This window comes from Brevundimonas sp. AVps23W, from assembly GCF_058681395.1.
Window position 1 is genome coordinate 190501 of sequence record NZ_CM178738.1, and the last position, 16780, is coordinate 207280.

The window sequence follows — 16780 nt, forward strand, 5'->3', positions numbered from 1 at the left end:
CGTCAGGCTGTCCACCGCGCCATGACGACATAGCGTAGCGGTCCCCGTGCGCCTGAATCGAACGGCCAGCATGTGGTCAGGGCCAGGATTGGCGTCGGCGTATGGCGGTCGATGCCGAACTGATCGTTGCGAACGACATAGCCGCCCTCGACACGATAAGTGGTTCGCACGCCGTGGATGTCTTCGACCTGTATGACGTCGCCTGGGCGCAGATCCTTCAGGAAACGAAAATGCGTGTCGCGGTGGGCCGCGAAGACGGCCGTGCCGCGCTGGCCCGGGGCGGCGCTTCCCGGCAGGTGGGTGGGCCCGAACGCCATGGCTTCGCCTGATCCGCCCGACAGGATGATGTCGCTGACGCCCAGTCGTGGCGCGGTGATCCGGGCGACCGGCGCCGTATCCGCCCAGGGCCAGGCCTTGACGGGCGAGCCGCTCTCCAGGGCGCGAGAAAAGGCGCGATCCAACAGAATCTGCGCCAGCGCCGCCTTGGCGGGAATGATCAGGCCCTGGCCGGCCAGCGCCAAGCCGACGATCAGGAACAGCACCAGGGCGAAGGGGACGGCGCCCGTCAGGCGCCGTCCTTTCGTCATCGTCTTAATCGCGACGCTCACGCCGGCCTCCGCCGACGGACGAGCCACAGACCCATTCCGGCGATTATCATCAGGACCAGGCCGCTGCCCAGCGTCTGCTCCCAGGTCGTCGCGGTCTGGGGCAGATCGAGCGGCTCCAGCGGGTCATCGGCCGCCGCTCCGCCGTCCGCGCCGGTGCTCGTGGCCGGCCCGCCGAACAGGGCGTCGAAGTCCCAGCCGTGGGGCAGGTTCAGCGGCAGTTCCTCCTCGGTGAGGCGCGCGCCTACCGGGCGGCGGGGCGTATGATCGACGGCGACCAGGCTGGTCTCGCGGGTGACGATCGAGAAGTCCAGACCCAGCTGGGCGATGGCGCCGGCCGCCGCCTCGTCGGTCATCTGGCCCAGGCGGCTGGCCACCTCGATGTCCGTGATCCGGCGCTTGCCCCAGAGCTTGCCGATACCCCGCCCCTCGACCGCCTGGCTCAGGTCGATCCGACGGCTCCACGGGCGACCGTCCAGCACGCCCGACACCGTCATCCGACCCAGCCGGTCGCCGCTGCGGCCCAGAACGACCAGGGGCTCGCCTTCATAGAGGTCCGGCAGATCGACGGGCGTGAACTCGGCGTCTCCGCCCTGACCATAGACGCGCAGGTCGGTCACGACCGGACGGGTCAGGCGATCCAGCAGGGCGGACATCCGGGCGATGACCTCGCGCGTGTCGCCGATATGGGTGTATGCGCCTCGCCCGACCTCGGCCATCCGGCTCATCAGGAAGCTGTTGGGCGCACTGCCGATCCCGACCATGAAGACCCGGCTGCGGCCGCGATCCGACCCCAGGGCGCTCAGCATCTCGTCCTCGTTGCTGATCGAACCGTCGGTCAGGAAGATGACCTGGCGCACGCGGCGTCGGTCCTGGGGCGTATCATCCACCAACGCGGCTCTCAGCGCGGGCAGCATCTCGGTGCCGCCCTGGGCCTCGAGCTGACCGGCGAACCGCAGGGCCAGCGCCACCTGGTCGGGCGTGGCCTGGACCGGCTTGTCGAACAGCTCCGTCATGCTGTCGTCGAACCGGATCACATTGAAACGATCGACGGGCGTCAGGCTGCGCAGGGCCAGCTTCAGGCTTTCGCGGGCCTGGTCCATCGAGTCGCCCGACATGGAGCCGCTGTTGTCGATGACGAAGATCAGTTCACGCGGCGGCGGCGCACGACGGCGACTTGGAGCCGGGGGTTCGATCACCGCCATCAGATAGTCCTGGTTCCTCAGGCGCTCCCGGAACAGGCTGACCGACGGATCGGCCTCGGCCGAGCGCCAGCGCAGCTCGAAATCGCGATCCGCGGGGACGGTGGTCTGGGTCAGCGAAATGGTGCGGCCCGATCCGGGCGCGTCCACGATCCGCACAGGATGATAGGGGCTGACCACGCCCGTCGGCGCAAAACCGGGGTTCAGATGCACGGTGATGGACACCGGATTGGTCGGGGCGTGACGGCGCGGGTCCAGAACCGGCGCGCCGCCGGCCCTGGCGGTCGCGACATCGGGCGCGCCTTGGGCGGTGGCGGGCGTATAGCGGGGGCCGACGACCAGGGGCAGGCGGAAACTGTATTCTCCGGAGGTCCGGCGAACCGGCGCCTGGTATTCGATCTCGATCAGAACCGTCTCGCCGGGGCCGATATTGGCCACGCGATTGGTGAACAGGTTCGGCCTTTGCTGTTCGACCAGTCCGGCCCCGCGTCCCTCGGCCTTGGCCTGGTCATAGATCCGCCGGGCGGCTTCGCGACGTTCGATCCGCCCGATGATCACGCGCTGGCCGATCACCATCTTCAGACTGTCGACCGCGCCGTCCTCGGGCAGCGGATACAGATAGGTGGCCTCGGCCCAGTCTCGCCCCGTGTTGCGAAACGCCTGGACGACCTTCACCCGCGCGGTCTGGCCGGTGATCGTCACCTCCATGTCCGTGCCCAGTTGCACGGCGGCGGGCGTGGCGCCGTTGCGGGTCTTCAGCATCAGGGCGCCGGAGGTGACCTCACCCGTGGGCGCGGCCTGGCGTGCGCTGACGGCCGAGGCCAGACTGAGCGCCAGCATCACGGAAATCAGCAGCAGGGACACAGCCCCGATCAGCGGGGCGCCGCTTCGACTGGATGGACGGAAAGGCGAGGTTCTCATGGGCCATGCTCCTTGATGGAGCCTTTTGACTAGGCCTCGAACCGTGCGCACAGCCACGCGAAATCCAGGCCAGTCTCCGCCGTTTTCCGCCCGGCTTTCCGTGTCCTGTCCGCGACTTGACGGCATGTGCGGAAATGTGCGCATTCCATCACAGGTTCAGGAACGGGGAATGGCGTGATCGACACCGAGGCCGAGCGCATATCGCATCGCGTGCGCGAGGAACTGGCGCGGCGCCGCCTGTCGCGACAGGCGCTGGCGGACATGGCCCGGATCAGCATCTCGACGCTGGAAAAAGCCCTGTCGGGCCGCCGCGCCTTCACCCTGGCGACCGTCATCCGTCTGGAACAGGCGCTGGGCGTGCCACTGCGGCCAAGCCAGACGATCTCCCAGCCCATCGAACTCCCGGCGGCTTCGCCCGACGCCATGGGATCCTATTCTCGCGGCGCCGTGCGCTGGCTGGAAGGCCGCTATCTGACCCTCCGACCGTCCTTCGGCTACCCGAACCACATCTACGCCTATCTGACGGACATCGTCTGGGACCACGAGCGATCCCATCTGGCCTTCTCGGAATCCGAGCGGCTGGACAGCGCCTTTTCACAGCGCGGCAGCGTGTCGGTCCCGCACCTGTCCGGACACACCTATCTGGTCACCAATGTCGACGGGCAATACCGGATGGCGGTGCTGGGACGCCCCACGATCAAGGGGGCGCTATACGGCATTCTGACCACGCTGATGGTGGGCCACGGCTCCCAGCTGGTGCCGGCGGCCGTGCCGATCGCCCTTACGCCGTCGCCCCAGACGCCTTCGCCCCAGGAAGAGGGGACGTTCGGCCTGATCGCACCCGACAGTCCGGCCTACGCCCGCTATCGCGCGGAGCTGGACAAGGTCACGACCGACGACTTCGCGCGCTTCCCGCGCTGACGCGGCGAGCGGATGTCGCATCGCCAGGCGCGGGCGTCGCCTAGGCTGACAGGGCCGGGTCATTGAGCGAGGCGTGCAGCCTCGCCCCGAAAAACCTGCCGACAAACCCTGCCGACACCGGGCGCGCCGGCTCCCATTGTGAAGCCTTTATTAAATTCCGGCGCGTCGCCGGAACCGCCGCGTCCTTGGTCCTTGGGGGGCATGTCCTTGCCCCGGCTCAAGGGACTGCAAGTCAATGAAGAGATCCATGTTCAAATCCCGGCTCCTCGCGTCGTCGATGACGCTTGCGGCCGTCATGTTCGCGGCCCAGGCCCAGGCCCAGGACACGACCCCGGTTGAAGGCGACGCCACCGACCTGACGGCGATCACCGTCGTCGGCAGCCGCCGCGACGCATTGCGGACCCAGATGGAAAGCGACAACGCCATCAGCGTCATGTCGGCCGACGACCTGGAACACACGGCCGTTCACAATGTCGCCGAAGCCCTGGCCCTGCTGCCCGGCATCAGCGTCACCAACACCGGCAACTCCTTCTTCGGCGGCGTCGACGGCGCCTCGCGCGGCGAAGGCATGTTCGTCGGCGTGCGAGGCATGAACTCCGAGTTCACCCTGGCCCTGATCAACGGCGTCAACGTCGCCCAGGGAATGCCCTACTCCCGTCAGGTCCAGCTCTCGCTGTTGCCGCCGTCGGGCCTCAAGACCATCGTCGTGAACAAGAACTCGACCGCCGACATGGACGGCGACGCCATCGGCGGCACGGTCGACTTCCGCACCCCCTCGGCCTTCAACTTCGCCGACGGCTACGGCTCGCTGTCCGTGTCCGGCCGCGTCGAAAGCCGTGCGCGCGACTATGACGAAGACGGCCTGGGCGGCGGCGTCAACGGCGAGTTCGCCCGTCGCTTCGGCCCCACCGAACAGTTCGGCCTCTATGTCAGCGGCTTCTACGACAAGCGTTCCTACGCCAACTCCATGGTGGCCGGCCTGATGAACGCCCAGAACGACGGCGGCTGGGCCTATCTTCATTCCTCGACCAGCTCCGGCGAGGGTGTGAACCCGACCGAGCTGGACGCCGAAAGCAATCTGGCGCTGACCGGTTTGAACGTCGGCGTCTCGACGGGCCACACCGAACGCTACGGCGGCAATTTCTCGCTGGACTGGCATGCCGACGACACGCTGGAACTGTACATGCGCGGCTCCTACGCCTTTGCGGAGACGGAGCAGAACTCGACCATAGTGCAGTTCGTCCAGAACCGCTCGCGCGTGCTGAACACCGCCACCGGCTACTATGACCTCAACCTGACCAGCTCGTCGAACCGGGTCTGGTACACGACCAACCCGGAAGAGGCCGACCTGGGCACCCTCAGCCTGGGCGCCGTAAAGCGTCTGGGCGACTGGACCCTGTCGCCGTCGATCTTCTATTCGCAGGGCAAGAACGACCGTCCGAACCACATCGAGGCCTCGATGCGGAACAATCAGTCGGACAACTACAACGCCGGCGTCCAGACCCCCTATAGCGGCCTGTTCATCGGCTATGACGCCGACGGCTATCCGATGCCCCTGCTGACCACCGCCCAGGCGGACCAGGTCAACAACGCCAACACCGCCCTGCTGGCCCGACGCGCCGGCCAGCTGACCGAACAATTCTCGGGTCAACAGAAGGCCGGTCTGCGGTTCGACGCCGAACGCCTGTTCGACGGCGGCGCCCTGACCTCCTTCAAGACAGGCGTAAAATACGTCACCAGCCATCGCCGCGTCAGCAGCCACGACTGGACCAACAATCACTTCGCCAACCTGATGGGTCGCGGCGGCGTGACCTGGGACGAGCTGGGTCTGGCGACCGAATATTACGACTCGGTCTACCCGGGCCTTTACGACATCCGCGTGCCCAAGGTGAACCAGGACCGCCTGCTTGAACTCTTCTATCAGTATTTCGACGCCGACGCGGCGGCCGCCGACCTCTGCTACCTCAACTGCAATACGCTGAAGGGCGACGAGGACGTCACGGCGGCCTACGCCACCGGCGACTATCAGTTCGGCGATCTGCAGATCATCCCCGGCCTGCGCTACGAACACACCCAGATCGAGAACACCTACTGGAACAATGACGTCTCGGCGAAGCGCTTCGAGTCCAACTCGACCGAGTACAACGAATGGCTGCCCAGCCTGTTCGTCAACTATCGTCCGGTCGGCGATACGGTCTATCGCGCCTCGATCACCCGCGCCTATATGCGTCCGGCCCTGGTGCAACTGGGCGGGGCGGAAACCACCTCGCGCGGCGACGGCTCCATCACCGTGACGCGGGGCAACCCGGACCTGAAGACGCTCAAGTCCTGGAACTTCGACGCCTCGGCGGAATGGAGCAACAGCCAGGGCGGCTACGCCATGGTCGGCGCCTATTACAAGCAGCTGTCGGACTACATGTACGACAACGGCTCGACGACGGTGAACGGCGGCTCGAACTCGGGCGGCACGACCTATAACGGCGAGACCTTCGAGCGCGTGACCATCGTCTCCCCGACCAACGGCGGCGACGGCTATGTCCGCGGGTTCGAGGTTCAGCTGTACCAGCGCTTCGACATGCTGCCCGGCCTTCTGTCCGGCTTCGCCGCCGGCGCCAACTACACCCGCCAGTGGACCGAGGTCGACATCGGCGGCGGCGAGAAGCACCGGATGCAGAACGCGCCTGAAATGCTGGCCAACATCAAGCTGAACTACGCCTGGGGTCCGATGACCATCGACCTGAACTACAACTACTCGGGCGAGTCCGTCACGGCCTACAACCGTGTCGCAGGTCTCGACACCTGGGCGCGCCCCATCCGCCGCACCGACCTTCACGCCGGCTACGCGTTCGACAACGGGGTCATGCTGGATGTGTCGGTGTCCAACCTGTTCGAGGACTACAGCTACTGGACCCATGTCGGCCAGCACAGCCTGGCCATTTCGGACGTGGTCAACTCGGGCCGCACCACCCTGCTGACGCTCAAGTACGACTTCTGACGGATCGACGCCGGCGCGGTTCCGACCGCGCCGGCGTCACTGTCCCGGCTAGAATTCCCGACGAAGGGACATGACGATGCGGCGGCCCGACTGGATGACGTCGGACAGGGCCAGGCTGTCGCGTCCCACATGCGCCCAGTAGCTGTATTCCCCGGTCAGATTGGTGACGGTCAGATCCAGGCTGACGTCCGGAGCAGGCTTCCACCGCGCTCTCGCATCCACACGCTGGGCCGGCCGGACCCAAAGATTATCCCACGCGCCTTGCGCGCGCAGCACATTGTAGCTGGACAGATAGGCGCCCGTGTAATTGTAGCTCAGATACAGGCTGAGCCCCCCCAGTCGATAAGACAGATCCACATTGGCCAACCAGTCCGGCGCATTCTGCATCGGCATATCGCGGCCCAGTTCGTCCTGCCCCAGATCGACATTCGACCACTGGCGGCTGGCGTTGACCTGCAAACTGATCTCGCCGCCCTTGATCAGGGGATCGGCGATGGACTGGAGAAACTCGGCCTCCAGCCCATAGGCTTCGCCCCTCCCGCCGTTCTGGGGCATGACCACCCGGGCGCCGTCGACCGTCACGGCCTCGCCGACGTCCAGACTGCCCTCGCTCTCGAACAGATAGTGGTCCAACTGCTTGTAATAGGCCGACAGGCTCAGGGCGGATCCACCGCCGAACGCCCGTTGATAGGCGAAGTCCGCATTGATCGCGTCCACCGCCTTCAGATCCGGGTTGCCGCGGGTGACGGTCGTCACGCCGTTCAGGGTCTCGACCCGCACCCCTCCGCCCAGCTGCATGAAGGCGGGGCGGCTATAGGCGCGCCACAGCGCGGCCCGCCAGACGGTGTCGTCATCCTGCCGATAGTTGAGGTTCAGGCTGGGCAGCAGCTTGTCGTAGCGGGTGCGGCTGCTCTCCCAGTCGCCGGCTTGTTCGCCATCGGCGTCGTCCGGCATGATCCAGTAGGTGTTGCGGATACGCGTCTGTTCGTAGCGGGCGCCCAGTTGCAGCTCCAGGCGTCCCGAAATCCGCGTCGCCATCCCATAGACGGCGTGAACGACCTCGCGGCCCGACTGGCTGTTGCAGTTCAGATTGTTGACGTACAGGGCGCCGCAGGTGTTGAAACTCGCCTCGGAGCGGTTCTCCAGAAAATAGGCCTTCAGCCGCGCCTGATCGATCTTGGGCGCCGACCAGTCGTAGAGGCCCGGAAACACGTCGGCATAGACCCCGTTTGCAATGCCCAACGACTCCCAGGTCAGTCCGGAGGTCTCGTACAGGTCGCCGAAAAAGAGATTGGTCCAGTTGCGATTTGTCAGGTCCCGGTCGCTTCGGCTGGACTTGAAGCCGAACGACAGGCTCCGCCAGTCGCCCGACGACGGCGTAAAACTGATGTCCGACCCGAGGCTGTAGCGGCTCTGGCTGGAGAATTGTTCGGTCATCTGGCCGGCGCGCCGCGCCAGCAAGGTGGCGCCCGCATTGTTCAGATCATCAAACACCACCTCGGGCCACAAGGGCACGGGCAGGCCGTTCTCATATCGCACCGTCAGACCGCTGAAGGCGCGCGGCGTGGTCGCGGTATTGTAGCCGTCGCGCTGATTGATCCAGGCCGAGGCCTCGATATGGTCGGGCCGAGCGCTTTCGCCCCGCGTCGCCAGCACATAGGACGAAGCCCGCCATCGTCCCGCCCGCGCCCTGGCGCCCAGGTTCAACGTCGCCAGCGAGGTGATGTCGGGATTGGTTTCGTACCAGACGCGGGTCGAAAGACTATCGACCGACAATCTGTACGCCCCCGTCCCGTCGTCGATCCAGCGCTGGGGCCCGCTGACGACCTGGGTGAAGGTCGAGTTCTGTTCGGTGTCGGCCCGCGCATGACTGCCCTGGAGATAGAGGTCCAGACCGTCGTTCACCCGCCAGTCCAGCGAAAGCGTCTGGTTCTGTATCCGGCTGTGGCCGCTCGACACCCCGACGTTGACGCTGGTCGATATCAGATTGTCCTGCGGCCGCGTCGGATCCACCGCCCCGCCCTCGGACGATCCCGAGACGGCATAGGCCCATCCCCGGTCGTTCTGCGCGGCCATCACCCCCCCCAGTTCAGAATTGACGAAACTGCGATCTTCGTAGGCGGCGGCCGCATACATCCCGACCGCGCCGTCACGTCCAAAACGCCTGGCGTGCTCGACGCGGACCGCGCCCCCCAACCCGTCCTCGCCATAGTCGCGGGCGCGGGTTTCGACGCGCACGCCGGTCGTGACGGCGGTCCAGGGCGAGCGATCGACATCGGCGGCGCGCGGGGTCTGGAAATCCAGGGCCCCGCCGATGAAGTCGCCATCCAGATTGGCGCGCCCGGTCTTGTGCACAACCACGGCCTGGAAGGCGTCCGGCGGCAGCAGGTTCAGCTGAACCCCGCGCGAATAGGGCAGGCCCTGCGCCACCGGCGCGCCGTTGATCATGGTCAGGTTATATTCGGCGTTCAGCCCCCTGTAGGCGGCATAGAGGCCTTCGCCGCGAGAGGCTGAATCGACGCCCCCGATGAATGACCGCCCGGTATTGATCACGGTCATCCCCGCCAGGCCGCCCAGGGCTTCCGACAGGTTTTGTGCGCTCTCCCGGTCCATATCGAGGCGGGACAGGCGGTCCACGACATTGATTTCCCCCGCCTCCGTATCGAAGGTCCGACGGCCTTGGGCGATCTCCAGCCGGGGCGCGACGACCAGCACCGCCGTCAGTTCCGGCACGACCGGCGCTCGCTGCGGAGCGGCCAGCCCTTCTCTTCGGGACGCGGGAGGCGGAACGGCCATGACGACCAGCGTGCGCTCATCCACGCGCCGAGCCTCGAACCCGGCGTCGGCGAGCGCCATATTGAACGCCTTGCGCACTTCGAAACGCCCGCGCACCGGGCGGCTATAGCGTCCCTGCACCCGGTCGGCCTGAAAGAGGACCTGCACCCGCCCCTGTCGCGCCAGTTCTCGCAGCGCCTCGTTTAGCGGCTGGGCGGGCACGTTGAATGCCGACTCGGGCCCGGACGCCAGGGCCTCTCCCGGCGAGACGGCGACCGAAATCACGACGCTCGCACCCAGGCCGACCACAAGAGCATTCAGTGCGCCGCCGCCCATAACGACGATCCGTGACAACCTCGACCGGCGCGGTTCTTAGAGGCGGGCTGCAATGGAATGATGACACGGTCGGCGGCACGCCTGCCGGCTTGGCCTGCGGGCCTGACCCGCCGCATCTGAAAATTTCGGCGGGTCGCCGACGAAATTCTTGGCGGGGTTCGGGCGCCGGCGCGTCTATAATACCAGAGGCTAAGAGCGAATTTTGATGTTTGACGGCGCCGAGCCATCGATGACAGACGCGAAAGCGAACCAAGCCGCGAGGAACGCCGTCTCGACGATCGTCGCGCGCTACGATTCCCGACTCCGTCGCTATCTCCAGCGGTTCCTGGCGCCCGCCGACGCCGAGGACGCGCTTCAGGACATATACGCCCGGCTTCTACGCCTCGCCGGAAAGATCCCGCCGCCCGAGTTCAACACCGTCTACGTCTTCAAGACGGCGGACAGCGTCGTGCGCGATCTTCATCGCCGCCGCCAGAGCCGCGCAGGGGGGCGACACGTCGAATTGCACGAAGACCTCGCACAGGAGGATCCGTCTCCCTTTGACGAATTGCGCTGGCGTCAAAACGCCGTTCTGCTCCGCCGCGCCATCGCCGGCCTCAGCCGGGACGAGCGGATGGTCTTGATGCTGCACCGCGTCGAGGGCCTCAAGCTCGTCGAAATCGCCGAACGACAAAAACTGCCGTTGCGCACCGTCCAGCGGCTCCTGGCGGACGCCCTGGCGCGCTGTCGCCACAAACTCAAGGACTGTGGATGGTTCGAACAATGATTCCGTTTCCCCCACGTGATCGCGATGCGGACCGTTTCGTCGCCGACCTCGCGCATGAAGAACAGGGCGGTACGCCAAGCCCGCGCCCCGAGACGAACGAGGTGCAGGCCGTATGGGACGCCCTGGGCCGACTGGACGCCGCCGATTTCGAGATCGCCGCGAACGACGCCCGTCCGACCTATCCGTCGCGTCGCGCGCTGGTCGTCGGCTCTGGTCTGGCGGCGGGCGTCGCCGTTGCAGTCGGCGCCGGCCTGCTCTGGACCCAACGTCCGGTCGTTTATGAGACCGACATCGGCGAGCGCAGGACGGTGCTCCTGGCGGACGGCTCGCAGGTGACGCTCAACACCGCCACCCGGATCGAGGTGCGGCTTTCGGACCAACGCCGCCTCGTGACGCTCGACAGCGGCGAAGCCTTCTTCGCCGTCGCCCATCGCTCCGACGCCGCCCCGTTTGATGTCGTCAGCGACGGCGCCCACATCCGGGTGACCGGAACCCGCTTCAATGTCCGGCGAGATCCACGGTTCACACAGGTCGATCTCGTTGACGGCCGCGTATCGGTCGGCCCGCTGGACGCCAGGGCCAAACGCCTCAACCTCCGCCCTGGCCAGGGTGTGCGCCTGGACCCGAAGGGCGTGCCCGGCCCCGTCGTCTCGGCCCGGCTTCGTCAGATCGCAGACTGGCGTGACGGCCGGATCAGTTTCGATCAGACGCCGCTCGCCGACGCGGTGGCCGAGATGAACCGCTACAGCCGTATCCGGCTTACGGTCGCCGATCCGTCCCTGGCCCTGACGCCGGTGGACGGCGTCTTCACCGCCGGCGACTCCCAGGCCTTCGTCCAGGCCTTGCACATGCTCTACGGCGTGTCCGTTGACCGCCACGGCGAGACCTGGACCCTGTCGCGTTGAAGGCCCGCTGAACCGAATAACACCCATCGGGTGAACTCATTCGCCAGCTAGACATTTGTACACGCTGCTTCCACGATTCAGCGCCGTCGCCGCCGCTCGCGCCATCGACATCCCCGTCACCGGCATCGACCTGATGGTGAAGTCGCCGCGCGAGCCCGACTACGCCTTTATCGAGGCCAACGAACGCCCCGGCCTGGCCAATCACTAACCCCAGCCGACGGCCGAACGTCTCGCCGATCTGCTGAACACGCCCAGCCCCACCGGCTATACCGACGAGGCCGTCTGGCTCTTGTGCCGGGAACTGGGGCGTCTGGGCCTGGAGTATGAGCTGACCCGGCGCGGCGCCATTCGCGCCCGCCTGCCCGGCCGCACGCCCAAGCCTGCCCGCGCCGTCGTCGCCCACGTCGACACCCTGGGGGCCCAGGTCAAACAGGTGAAGGACAATGGCAGGCTTGAGCTGGTGGCCATCGGTCACTGGTCGTCGCGCTTCGCCGAGGGCGCGCGGGCCACGATCTTTTCCGAGGGCGGCGCCTGGCGCGGGACCATCCTGCCGCTGAAGGCCTCGGGCCACACCTTCAACGAAGAGGTGGACACCCAGCCGGTCAGCTGGCGCCAGATCGAGCTGCGCATCGACGCCGTGACCCACGGGCGCGACGACACCCTGGCCCTCGGTATCGACGTCGGCGACATCGTCGCCATCGACCCCCAGCCCGAGTTCATGGACACCGGCTTCATCGTCTCGCGCCATCTGGACGACAAGGCGGGCGTCGCCACCCTGCTGGCCGCCCTGGAATGCATGATCCGGGAGGAGCGCACCCCGACGGTAGACACCTGGTGGCTGTTCACCATCGCCGAAGAGGTCGGCCTGGGCGCCTCGTCGGTGCTGATCCCCGACGTGGCGGCCATGGTCACGGTCGATAACGGCACGACCGCACCGGGCCAGAACTCGTCCGAGTTCGGCGTCACCATCGCCATGGCCGACCAGACCGGCCCGTTCGACTGGCACCTGACGCGCAAACTGGTCCTGCTGGCCCGCGACCACGAGATTCCGCACCAGAAGGACGTCTTCCGCTACTACCGCTCGGACTCGGCCTCGGCGCTGGAATCGGGCGCCGACATCCGGACGGCCCTGGTCACCTTCGGCGTGGACGCCAGCCACGGCTATGAACGGATCCACGACAGCGCGCTGGCGGACCTGACGCGCCTGCTGATCGCCTATGCCGAAAGCGAGGTCGAGATCGGCCGCGACGCCAAGCCGCTGAGCGACGTCAAGGGCTTCACCCACCAACCGCTCGATGAGGACCGGGACTGATCGAAACCCTCAACCCGCGGCGATGACCCCGTCCAGCCGGGCCGTCAGCTCGGCCTCGTCCAGCCCCTCGACCTCGATCATCTTCAGCCGCGACTGACCGCCGCGCGCCAGATCGACCGAGGATTTCGACACCCCCAGGGTCTTGGCGAGAAACTTCACCAGGGCGGCGTTGGCCTCGCCGTCCACCGGCCGGGCGCGCAGCCGCACCTTCAGCACCCTGCGGCCCTCGGGATCCAGGTCCCAACCGTCGATCCGGTCGCTGGACGCGCCGGGCTGTAGTTTGATGGGCAGTCGGGCCAAGGGATCAACCGGCGGCGCGCCGATCCGGGGAACGGTGATCACCGACCCGCCACACGACTTCGACATCCCCGGTCGTCAGGGTCGGTGTCGCCCGCTCGACGCCGGCCTCGTCGGCGAATTCCGCCAGGAAGGCCGTCTCGCTGAACATCATCACGACCGTCCCGCGTTCGCCCTTCTTCAGTCCCAGGTCGGGGCGATCCGCCAGAAGGGCCACGACATCGAGTTCCTCAATCATAGTCGTCACTCCACCATCGCGGTCGTCAGACGCGGAACCCCGTCCGATCCGACGATCCAGCCGCTGCTGATCACCGCCGTTCGACCACGGAAGTCTAGCATGAAGCGGATGCGGTACAGAGTCCCGAACGGGGTCGCCCCCACCCGCTCGGCGTCGGCGTCCCTCGCCGCCTCCAGAAGCCGGCGCTTCAGCACGGGGGCGTCGATCAGGGTCAGACCCAGGGCGGCGGCGAAGACCCGGGCCTTGTGTCGGCCTTCCGGATGTTCAACCGACAGGCAGTAGGCTTCGATCTTTCCGTCCGGAACGACCGCCTGCCCACCGCCTGGCAGTTTCACCTGGGTCTCAACCCAGGGCGGCCATCAGTTCCGGCACGATGGTCTTGTAGTCGCCGACCAGGCCATAGTCTGCGACCTGGAAGATCGGGGCGTCGGGGTCCTTGTTGATGGCGACGATGGACTTGGAGTCCTTCATCCCCGCCAGGTGCTGGATGGCGCCCGAGATGCCGATGGCGATGTACAGGGCCGGGGCGACCACCTTGCCGGTCTGACCGACCTGATAGTCGTTCGGCGCATAGCCGGCGTCCACCGCCGCGCGCGAGGCGCCGATGGCGGCGCCCAGCTTGTCGGCCAAGGGCTCCATAACCGCATGGAACTCCTCCGCCGAGCCCAGGGCGCGACCGCCCGAGACCACGATCTTGGCGGCGCCCAGTTCGGGACGGTCCGACTTGACCATTTCTTCGGCGACGAACGTCGTCTTGGGCGCATCGGCGCCGGCGACGCTCTCGACCGGGGCGGACCCGCCTTCAGCAGCGGCGGCGAAGGCCGTCGGGCGCACGGTGATCACCTTCTTGGCGTCGCCCGACTGGATCGTCTCCAGGGCGTTGCCGGCGTAGATGGGCCGAACGAACGTATCGGCCGACACCACTTCGACGATGTCCGAGATCGGGGCCACGTCCAGCTTGGCGGCGATCCGGGGGGCGAAATTCTTCCCGTCCGTCGAGGCCGGCGTCAGGATGGCGTCGTAGCCGGCGGCCAGCGGGACCACAGTCGCCGCCACCGCCTCGGCCAGGCCGTGGCCCAGGCCGCCGCTCTCGGCCAGCAGCACCTTGCGGACGCCGGCGATTTTCGAAGCCGCATCAGCAGCGGCCTGTGCGCCCTGCCCGACGACCAGAACGTCCACGTCGGACGACAGGCCCAGGGCAGCGGTCACGGTCTTGTGGGTGGTGTCGCGAACGGTCGAACCGTCGTGATCGGCGATGACGAGGACAGCCATATTACAGCGCTCCCACGGACTTGAGCTTGGAAACCAGTTCGGCCGCATCGGCCACCTTGACGCCGGCCGAGCGCTTGGGCGGCTCGGTGACCTTCAGGACCTTCAGACGGTCGGCGACATCGACGCCGTAGTCGGCGACCGCCTTGACGGCGATCTCCTTCTTCTTGGCCTTCATGATGTTCGGCAGGGAGGCATAGCGCGGCGTGTTCAGCCGCAGGTCCACCGTCACCACCGCCGGCAGTTCGGCGGCGATGGTCTGCAACCCGCCGTCGACCTCGCGCGTCACGGTCGCCTTGCCGCCTTCGACCACCAGCTTGCCGGCGAAGGTCGCCTGGGGCCAGTCCAGCAGGGCGGCCAGCATCTGGCCCACCGCGTTGTTGTCGCCGTCGATCGACTGTTTGCCCATCAGCACCAGGTCGGGCTTTTCTTCCTCGACCACGGCCTTCAGCAGCTTGGCGACCGCCAGCGGCTCCAGGTCCGTGTCCGACTGGATCAGCACGCCCCGATCCGCGCCCATGGCCAGGGCGGTGCGGATGGTTTCCTGGGCCTGGGTCACGCCGATGGAGACCACGACGATCTCGGTCGCCGTGCCGGCGGCGTGATGTTCCTTGCCTTCCTTCAGACGAACCGCCTCTTCGACGGCGATTTCGTCGAAGGGATTCATGCTCATCTTGACGTTGGCAAGATCGACGCCGGACTGGTCAGCCTTGACGCGGGCCTTGACGTTATAGTCGATCACCCGTTTGACGGGGACGAGAACCTTCATGGGTCTATCCGTGAATTCGCCTGAATGTAGGGGCAGGACATGGAGCGGTCGCGAAGGCCTGTCAACGTAACGCGGGGTCAAGCTCCCGTGCAAAACCCGCCTAACGGATCCTGAGATGAAGCGTTTTCTGACCTTTCCCCGCCTGGCCATGATCTTCTTCGCCCTGTTCGGCGTCGCCGTGGCGGGGGTTTTCGCGGTCCAGGCCTATTGGGTCGCGCCGGGCGAACGCTGCGAGGCGGCGGGCAAATGGTACGACATGGAAAACCGCATCTGCGCCCAGCCCATCTCCATCGCCCAGATCACCGGCCGCCCCAACGGCGTCTCGCGCGCCCAGGCCTCGGACGAAAAGAACCGCGAACTGATCCGCATCGAAGACCAACTCGCCGCCCAAGACCGCGCCCGCGCCGCCGAAATCACCCGCCAGAAGGCGGCGTTGGCGGCGGCCAGACCGGCGACGTGATCACGCTTCACCTCCCCGTCGGCGAAGGCCGACGGGGAGGACAGGCGAGAGCGTCAGCGAACGCCAGGAGGGGGCGACTCGGTGTCAGACGCTCTTGGGGGCCACCCCGCCGCCGGAGTCGCCCCCGCCTGGTCGCAAGCGCGACCTGTCCTCCCCACGCGCCTTCGCGCGCGGAGAGGTGACGCCGCCCTCTCTTCTTTCGTCCTGTATGAACCGTGCGGCCCCTACCGCGTCGCCCCCGGCTTCCACTTCACGTCATTGGCCCCGTTCGCATTCGCCCGACGCCCCGCGACGAACAAATGGTCCGACAGCCGGTTCAGATACCGCACCGCCGCGCCGTTGACCGCTTCTCCCGCTTCAACCAGCCGCACCGCCTCGCGCTCGGCCCGGCGGCACACGGTGCGCGCCACGTGCAAATGGGCCGACAGGGGCGAGCCGCCGGGCAGGATGAAACTGTCCAGCGGCTTCAGGCTTTCGTTCATCCAGTCGATTTCCTGCTCCAGCCGCTCGACCTGGCTGTCGAGAATCCGCAGCGCCTCCCAGGCCGGGGGCGGGTCCAGCGGGGTGGCCAGATCGGCGCCCAGGTCGAACAGCTCGTTCTGGATCCGGGCCAGCATGGCGTCGATCCGGTCGTTCTGGCCGCTGTTCAGCCGCGCCACGCCCAGCACCGCATTCAGTTCGTCCACCGCGCCGTAAGCCTCGACCCGGGGATCGGTCTTGGACACCGGCGCGCCCGAGGCCAGCCGGGTCTGACCCTCGTCGCCGGTGCGGGTGTAAATCTTGTTCAGCGTCACCATGCTCAGGCCCCTTGCGTCGCCTTCCACACCATGCCACCGACCAGGATCAGCACGGCCACGGCCTGAAGCCCGACCCGCCACCGCATCAGCTTGTTGGAATGGCTCAGGGCGTAGTCTCCGCCTCGGAACAGCGAATAGAGGCCCAGACCCAGCGTCACCGTGACGGCGAGAATGGCGGCGATGACCAGGATGTCGAACATCTGCATGGCCCC

General features: G+C 66.9%; 17 protein-coding genes. 7 read left to right on the forward strand and 10 right to left on the reverse strand.

Features of this window, described 5'->3' with window-relative positions:
- Positions 1-2 precede the first annotated feature (2 nt).
- Both ACW177_RS00910 and ACW177_RS00915 read right to left on the reverse strand, forming a co-directional pair.
- On the reverse strand, positions 3-608 hold the full coding sequence (locus tag ACW177_RS00910) for a class GN sortase (protein ID WP_492026798.1): 606 nt from the start codon (positions 606-608) through the stop codon (positions 3-5).
- Entirely contained in the window at positions 605-2728 is a 2124-nt protein-coding gene (locus ACW177_RS00915) for a marine proteobacterial sortase target protein (protein ID WP_492026799.1), read from the reverse strand. Before ACW177_RS00915 ends, ACW177_RS00910 begins: the two co-directional genes overlap by 4 nt.
- Positions 2729-2902: 174 nt before the next feature.
- Between ACW177_RS00915 and ACW177_RS00920 the strand changes: the two genes are divergently transcribed.
- Together ACW177_RS00920 and ACW177_RS00925 are read left to right on the forward strand one after the other, a co-directional pair.
- The gene (locus ACW177_RS00920; protein ID WP_492026800.1) at positions 2903-3649 is read left to right on the forward strand and encodes a helix-turn-helix domain-containing protein; all 747 of its coding nucleotides are present in this window, start codon (positions 2903-2905) and stop codon (positions 3647-3649) included.
- Between the two features lie 247 nt (positions 3650-3896).
- Positions 3897-6644 (forward strand): TonB-dependent receptor, encoded by a 2748-nt coding sequence (locus ACW177_RS00925; protein ID WP_492026801.1) that lies wholly within the window; start codon positions 3897-3899, stop codon positions 6642-6644.
- A gap of 48 nt (positions 6645-6692) precedes the next feature.
- Here the strand turns inward: ACW177_RS00925 and ACW177_RS00930 are convergent, their stop codons facing one another.
- A complete protein-coding gene (locus ACW177_RS00930; protein WP_492026802.1) occupies positions 6693-9755 on the reverse strand; it encodes a TonB-dependent receptor in 3063 nt (1020 codons plus the stop codon).
- Positions 9756-9960: 205 nt separating this feature from the next.
- On the opposite strand from ACW177_RS00930, the gene ACW177_RS00935 reads away from it, so the two are divergent.
- From ACW177_RS00935 to ACW177_RS00950, 4 genes are read left to right on the forward strand one after another with little or no spacing between them, the layout of a single operon-like run.
- Positions 9961-10521 (forward strand): RNA polymerase sigma factor, encoded by a 561-nt coding sequence (locus ACW177_RS00935; protein ID WP_492026803.1) that lies wholly within the window; start codon positions 9961-9963, stop codon positions 10519-10521.
- Positions 10518-11426, forward strand: a complete 909-nt coding sequence (locus ACW177_RS00940) for a FecR family protein (protein ID WP_492026804.1) — start codon at positions 10518-10520, stop codon at positions 11424-11426. The genes ACW177_RS00935 and ACW177_RS00940 overlap by 4 nt, the downstream gene beginning before the upstream one ends.
- Positions 11427-11481: 55 nt before the next feature.
- Positions 11482-11634, forward strand: coding sequence for a hypothetical protein (locus ACW177_RS00945; protein ID WP_492026805.1), 153 nt, complete (start codon positions 11482-11484; stop codon positions 11632-11634).
- 33 nt (positions 11635-11667) lie between these two features.
- A complete protein-coding gene (locus ACW177_RS00950) occupies positions 11668-12738 on the forward strand; it encodes an osmoprotectant NAGGN system M42 family peptidase (RefSeq protein WP_492028048.1) in 1071 nt (356 codons plus the stop codon).
- Between the two features lie 9 nt (positions 12739-12747).
- On the opposite strand, the gene ACW177_RS00955 is transcribed toward ACW177_RS00950, so the two are convergent.
- Genes ACW177_RS00955 through ACW177_RS00975 form a run of 5 tightly spaced genes read right to left on the reverse strand, consistent with a single transcriptional unit; the run spans position 12748 to position 15311 of the window.
- Positions 12748-13080, reverse strand: coding sequence for a DUF167 domain-containing protein (locus tag ACW177_RS00955; RefSeq protein ID WP_492026806.1), 333 nt, complete (start codon positions 13078-13080; stop codon positions 12748-12750).
- The gene (locus tag ACW177_RS00960; RefSeq protein WP_492026807.1) at positions 13043-13273 is read right to left on the reverse strand and encodes a DUF4926 domain-containing protein; all 231 of its coding nucleotides are present in this window, start codon (positions 13271-13273) and stop codon (positions 13043-13045) included. The genes ACW177_RS00955 and ACW177_RS00960 overlap by 38 nt, the downstream gene beginning before the upstream one ends.
- A 5-nt stretch (positions 13274-13278) precedes the next feature.
- Positions 13279-13608, reverse strand: coding sequence for a DUF6883 domain-containing protein (locus ACW177_RS00965; RefSeq protein WP_492026808.1), 330 nt, complete (start codon positions 13606-13608; stop codon positions 13279-13281).
- 7 nt (positions 13609-13615) lie between these two features.
- Entirely contained in the window at positions 13616-14545 is a 930-nt protein-coding gene (locus ACW177_RS00970) for an electron transfer flavoprotein subunit alpha/FixB family protein (protein ID WP_492026809.1), read from the reverse strand.
- 1 nt (position 14546) lies between these two features.
- Positions 14547-15311 (reverse strand): electron transfer flavoprotein subunit beta/FixA family protein, encoded by a 765-nt coding sequence (locus tag ACW177_RS00975; RefSeq protein ID WP_492026810.1) that lies wholly within the window; start codon positions 15309-15311, stop codon positions 14547-14549.
- 115 nt (positions 15312-15426) lie between these two features.
- Between ACW177_RS00975 and ACW177_RS00980 the strand changes: the two genes are divergently transcribed.
- Positions 15427-15771 (forward strand): hypothetical protein, encoded by a 345-nt coding sequence (locus ACW177_RS00980; protein ID WP_271164898.1) that lies wholly within the window; start codon positions 15427-15429, stop codon positions 15769-15771.
- 224 nt (positions 15772-15995) lie between these two features.
- On the opposite strand, the gene ACW177_RS00985 is transcribed toward ACW177_RS00980, so the two are convergent.
- Entirely contained in the window at positions 15996-16568 is a 573-nt protein-coding gene (locus ACW177_RS00985; protein WP_492026811.1) for a cob(I)yrinic acid a,c-diamide adenosyltransferase, read from the reverse strand.
- 2 nt (positions 16569-16570) lie between these two features.
- A complete protein-coding gene (locus ACW177_RS00990; RefSeq protein WP_287928969.1) occupies positions 16571-16774 on the reverse strand; it encodes a twin transmembrane helix small protein in 204 nt (67 codons plus the stop codon).
- Between the last annotated feature and the right edge of the window lie 6 nt (positions 16775-16780).

What these genes read in the sequence shown, in the direction of transcription:
- ACW177_RS00915 (WP_492026799.1), bottom strand. Translation starts at nt 2,728, where the DNA reads ATGAGAACCTCGCCTTTCCGTCCATCCAGTCGAAGCGGCGCCCCGCTG.
- ACW177_RS00925 (WP_492026801.1), top strand. Translation starts at nt 3,897, where the DNA reads ATGTTCAAATCCCGGCTCCTCGCGTCGTCGATGACGCTTGCGGCCGTC.
- ACW177_RS00930 (WP_492026802.1), bottom strand. Translation starts at nt 9,755, where the DNA reads ATGGGCGGCGGCGCACTGAATGCTCTTGTGGTCGGCCTGGGTGCGAGC.
- ACW177_RS00935 (WP_492026803.1), top strand. Translation starts at nt 9,961, where the DNA reads ATGTTTGACGGCGCCGAGCCATCGATGACAGACGCGAAAGCGAACCAA.
- ACW177_RS00940 (WP_492026804.1), top strand. Translation starts at nt 10,518, where the DNA reads ATGATTCCGTTTCCCCCACGTGATCGCGATGCGGACCGTTTCGTCGCC.
- ACW177_RS00960 (WP_492026807.1), bottom strand. Translation starts at nt 13,273, where the DNA reads ATGATTGAGGAACTCGATGTCGTGGCCCTTCTGGCGGATCGCCCCGAC.
- ACW177_RS00970 (WP_492026809.1), bottom strand. Translation starts at nt 14,545, where the DNA reads ATGGCTGTCCTCGTCATCGCCGATCACGACGGTTCGACCGTTCGCGAC.
- ACW177_RS00975 (WP_492026810.1), bottom strand. Translation starts at nt 15,311, where the DNA reads ATGAAGGTTCTCGTCCCCGTCAAACGGGTGATCGACTATAACGTCAAG.
- ACW177_RS00980 (WP_271164898.1), top strand. Translation starts at nt 15,427, where the DNA reads ATGAAGCGTTTTCTGACCTTTCCCCGCCTGGCCATGATCTTCTTCGCC.
- ACW177_RS00985 (WP_492026811.1), bottom strand. Translation starts at nt 16,568, where the DNA reads ATGGTGACGCTGAACAAGATTTACACCCGCACCGGCGACGAGGGTCAG.
- ACW177_RS00990 (WP_287928969.1), bottom strand. Translation starts at nt 16,774, where the DNA reads ATGCAGATGTTCGACATCCTGGTCATCGCCGCCATTCTCGCCGTCACG.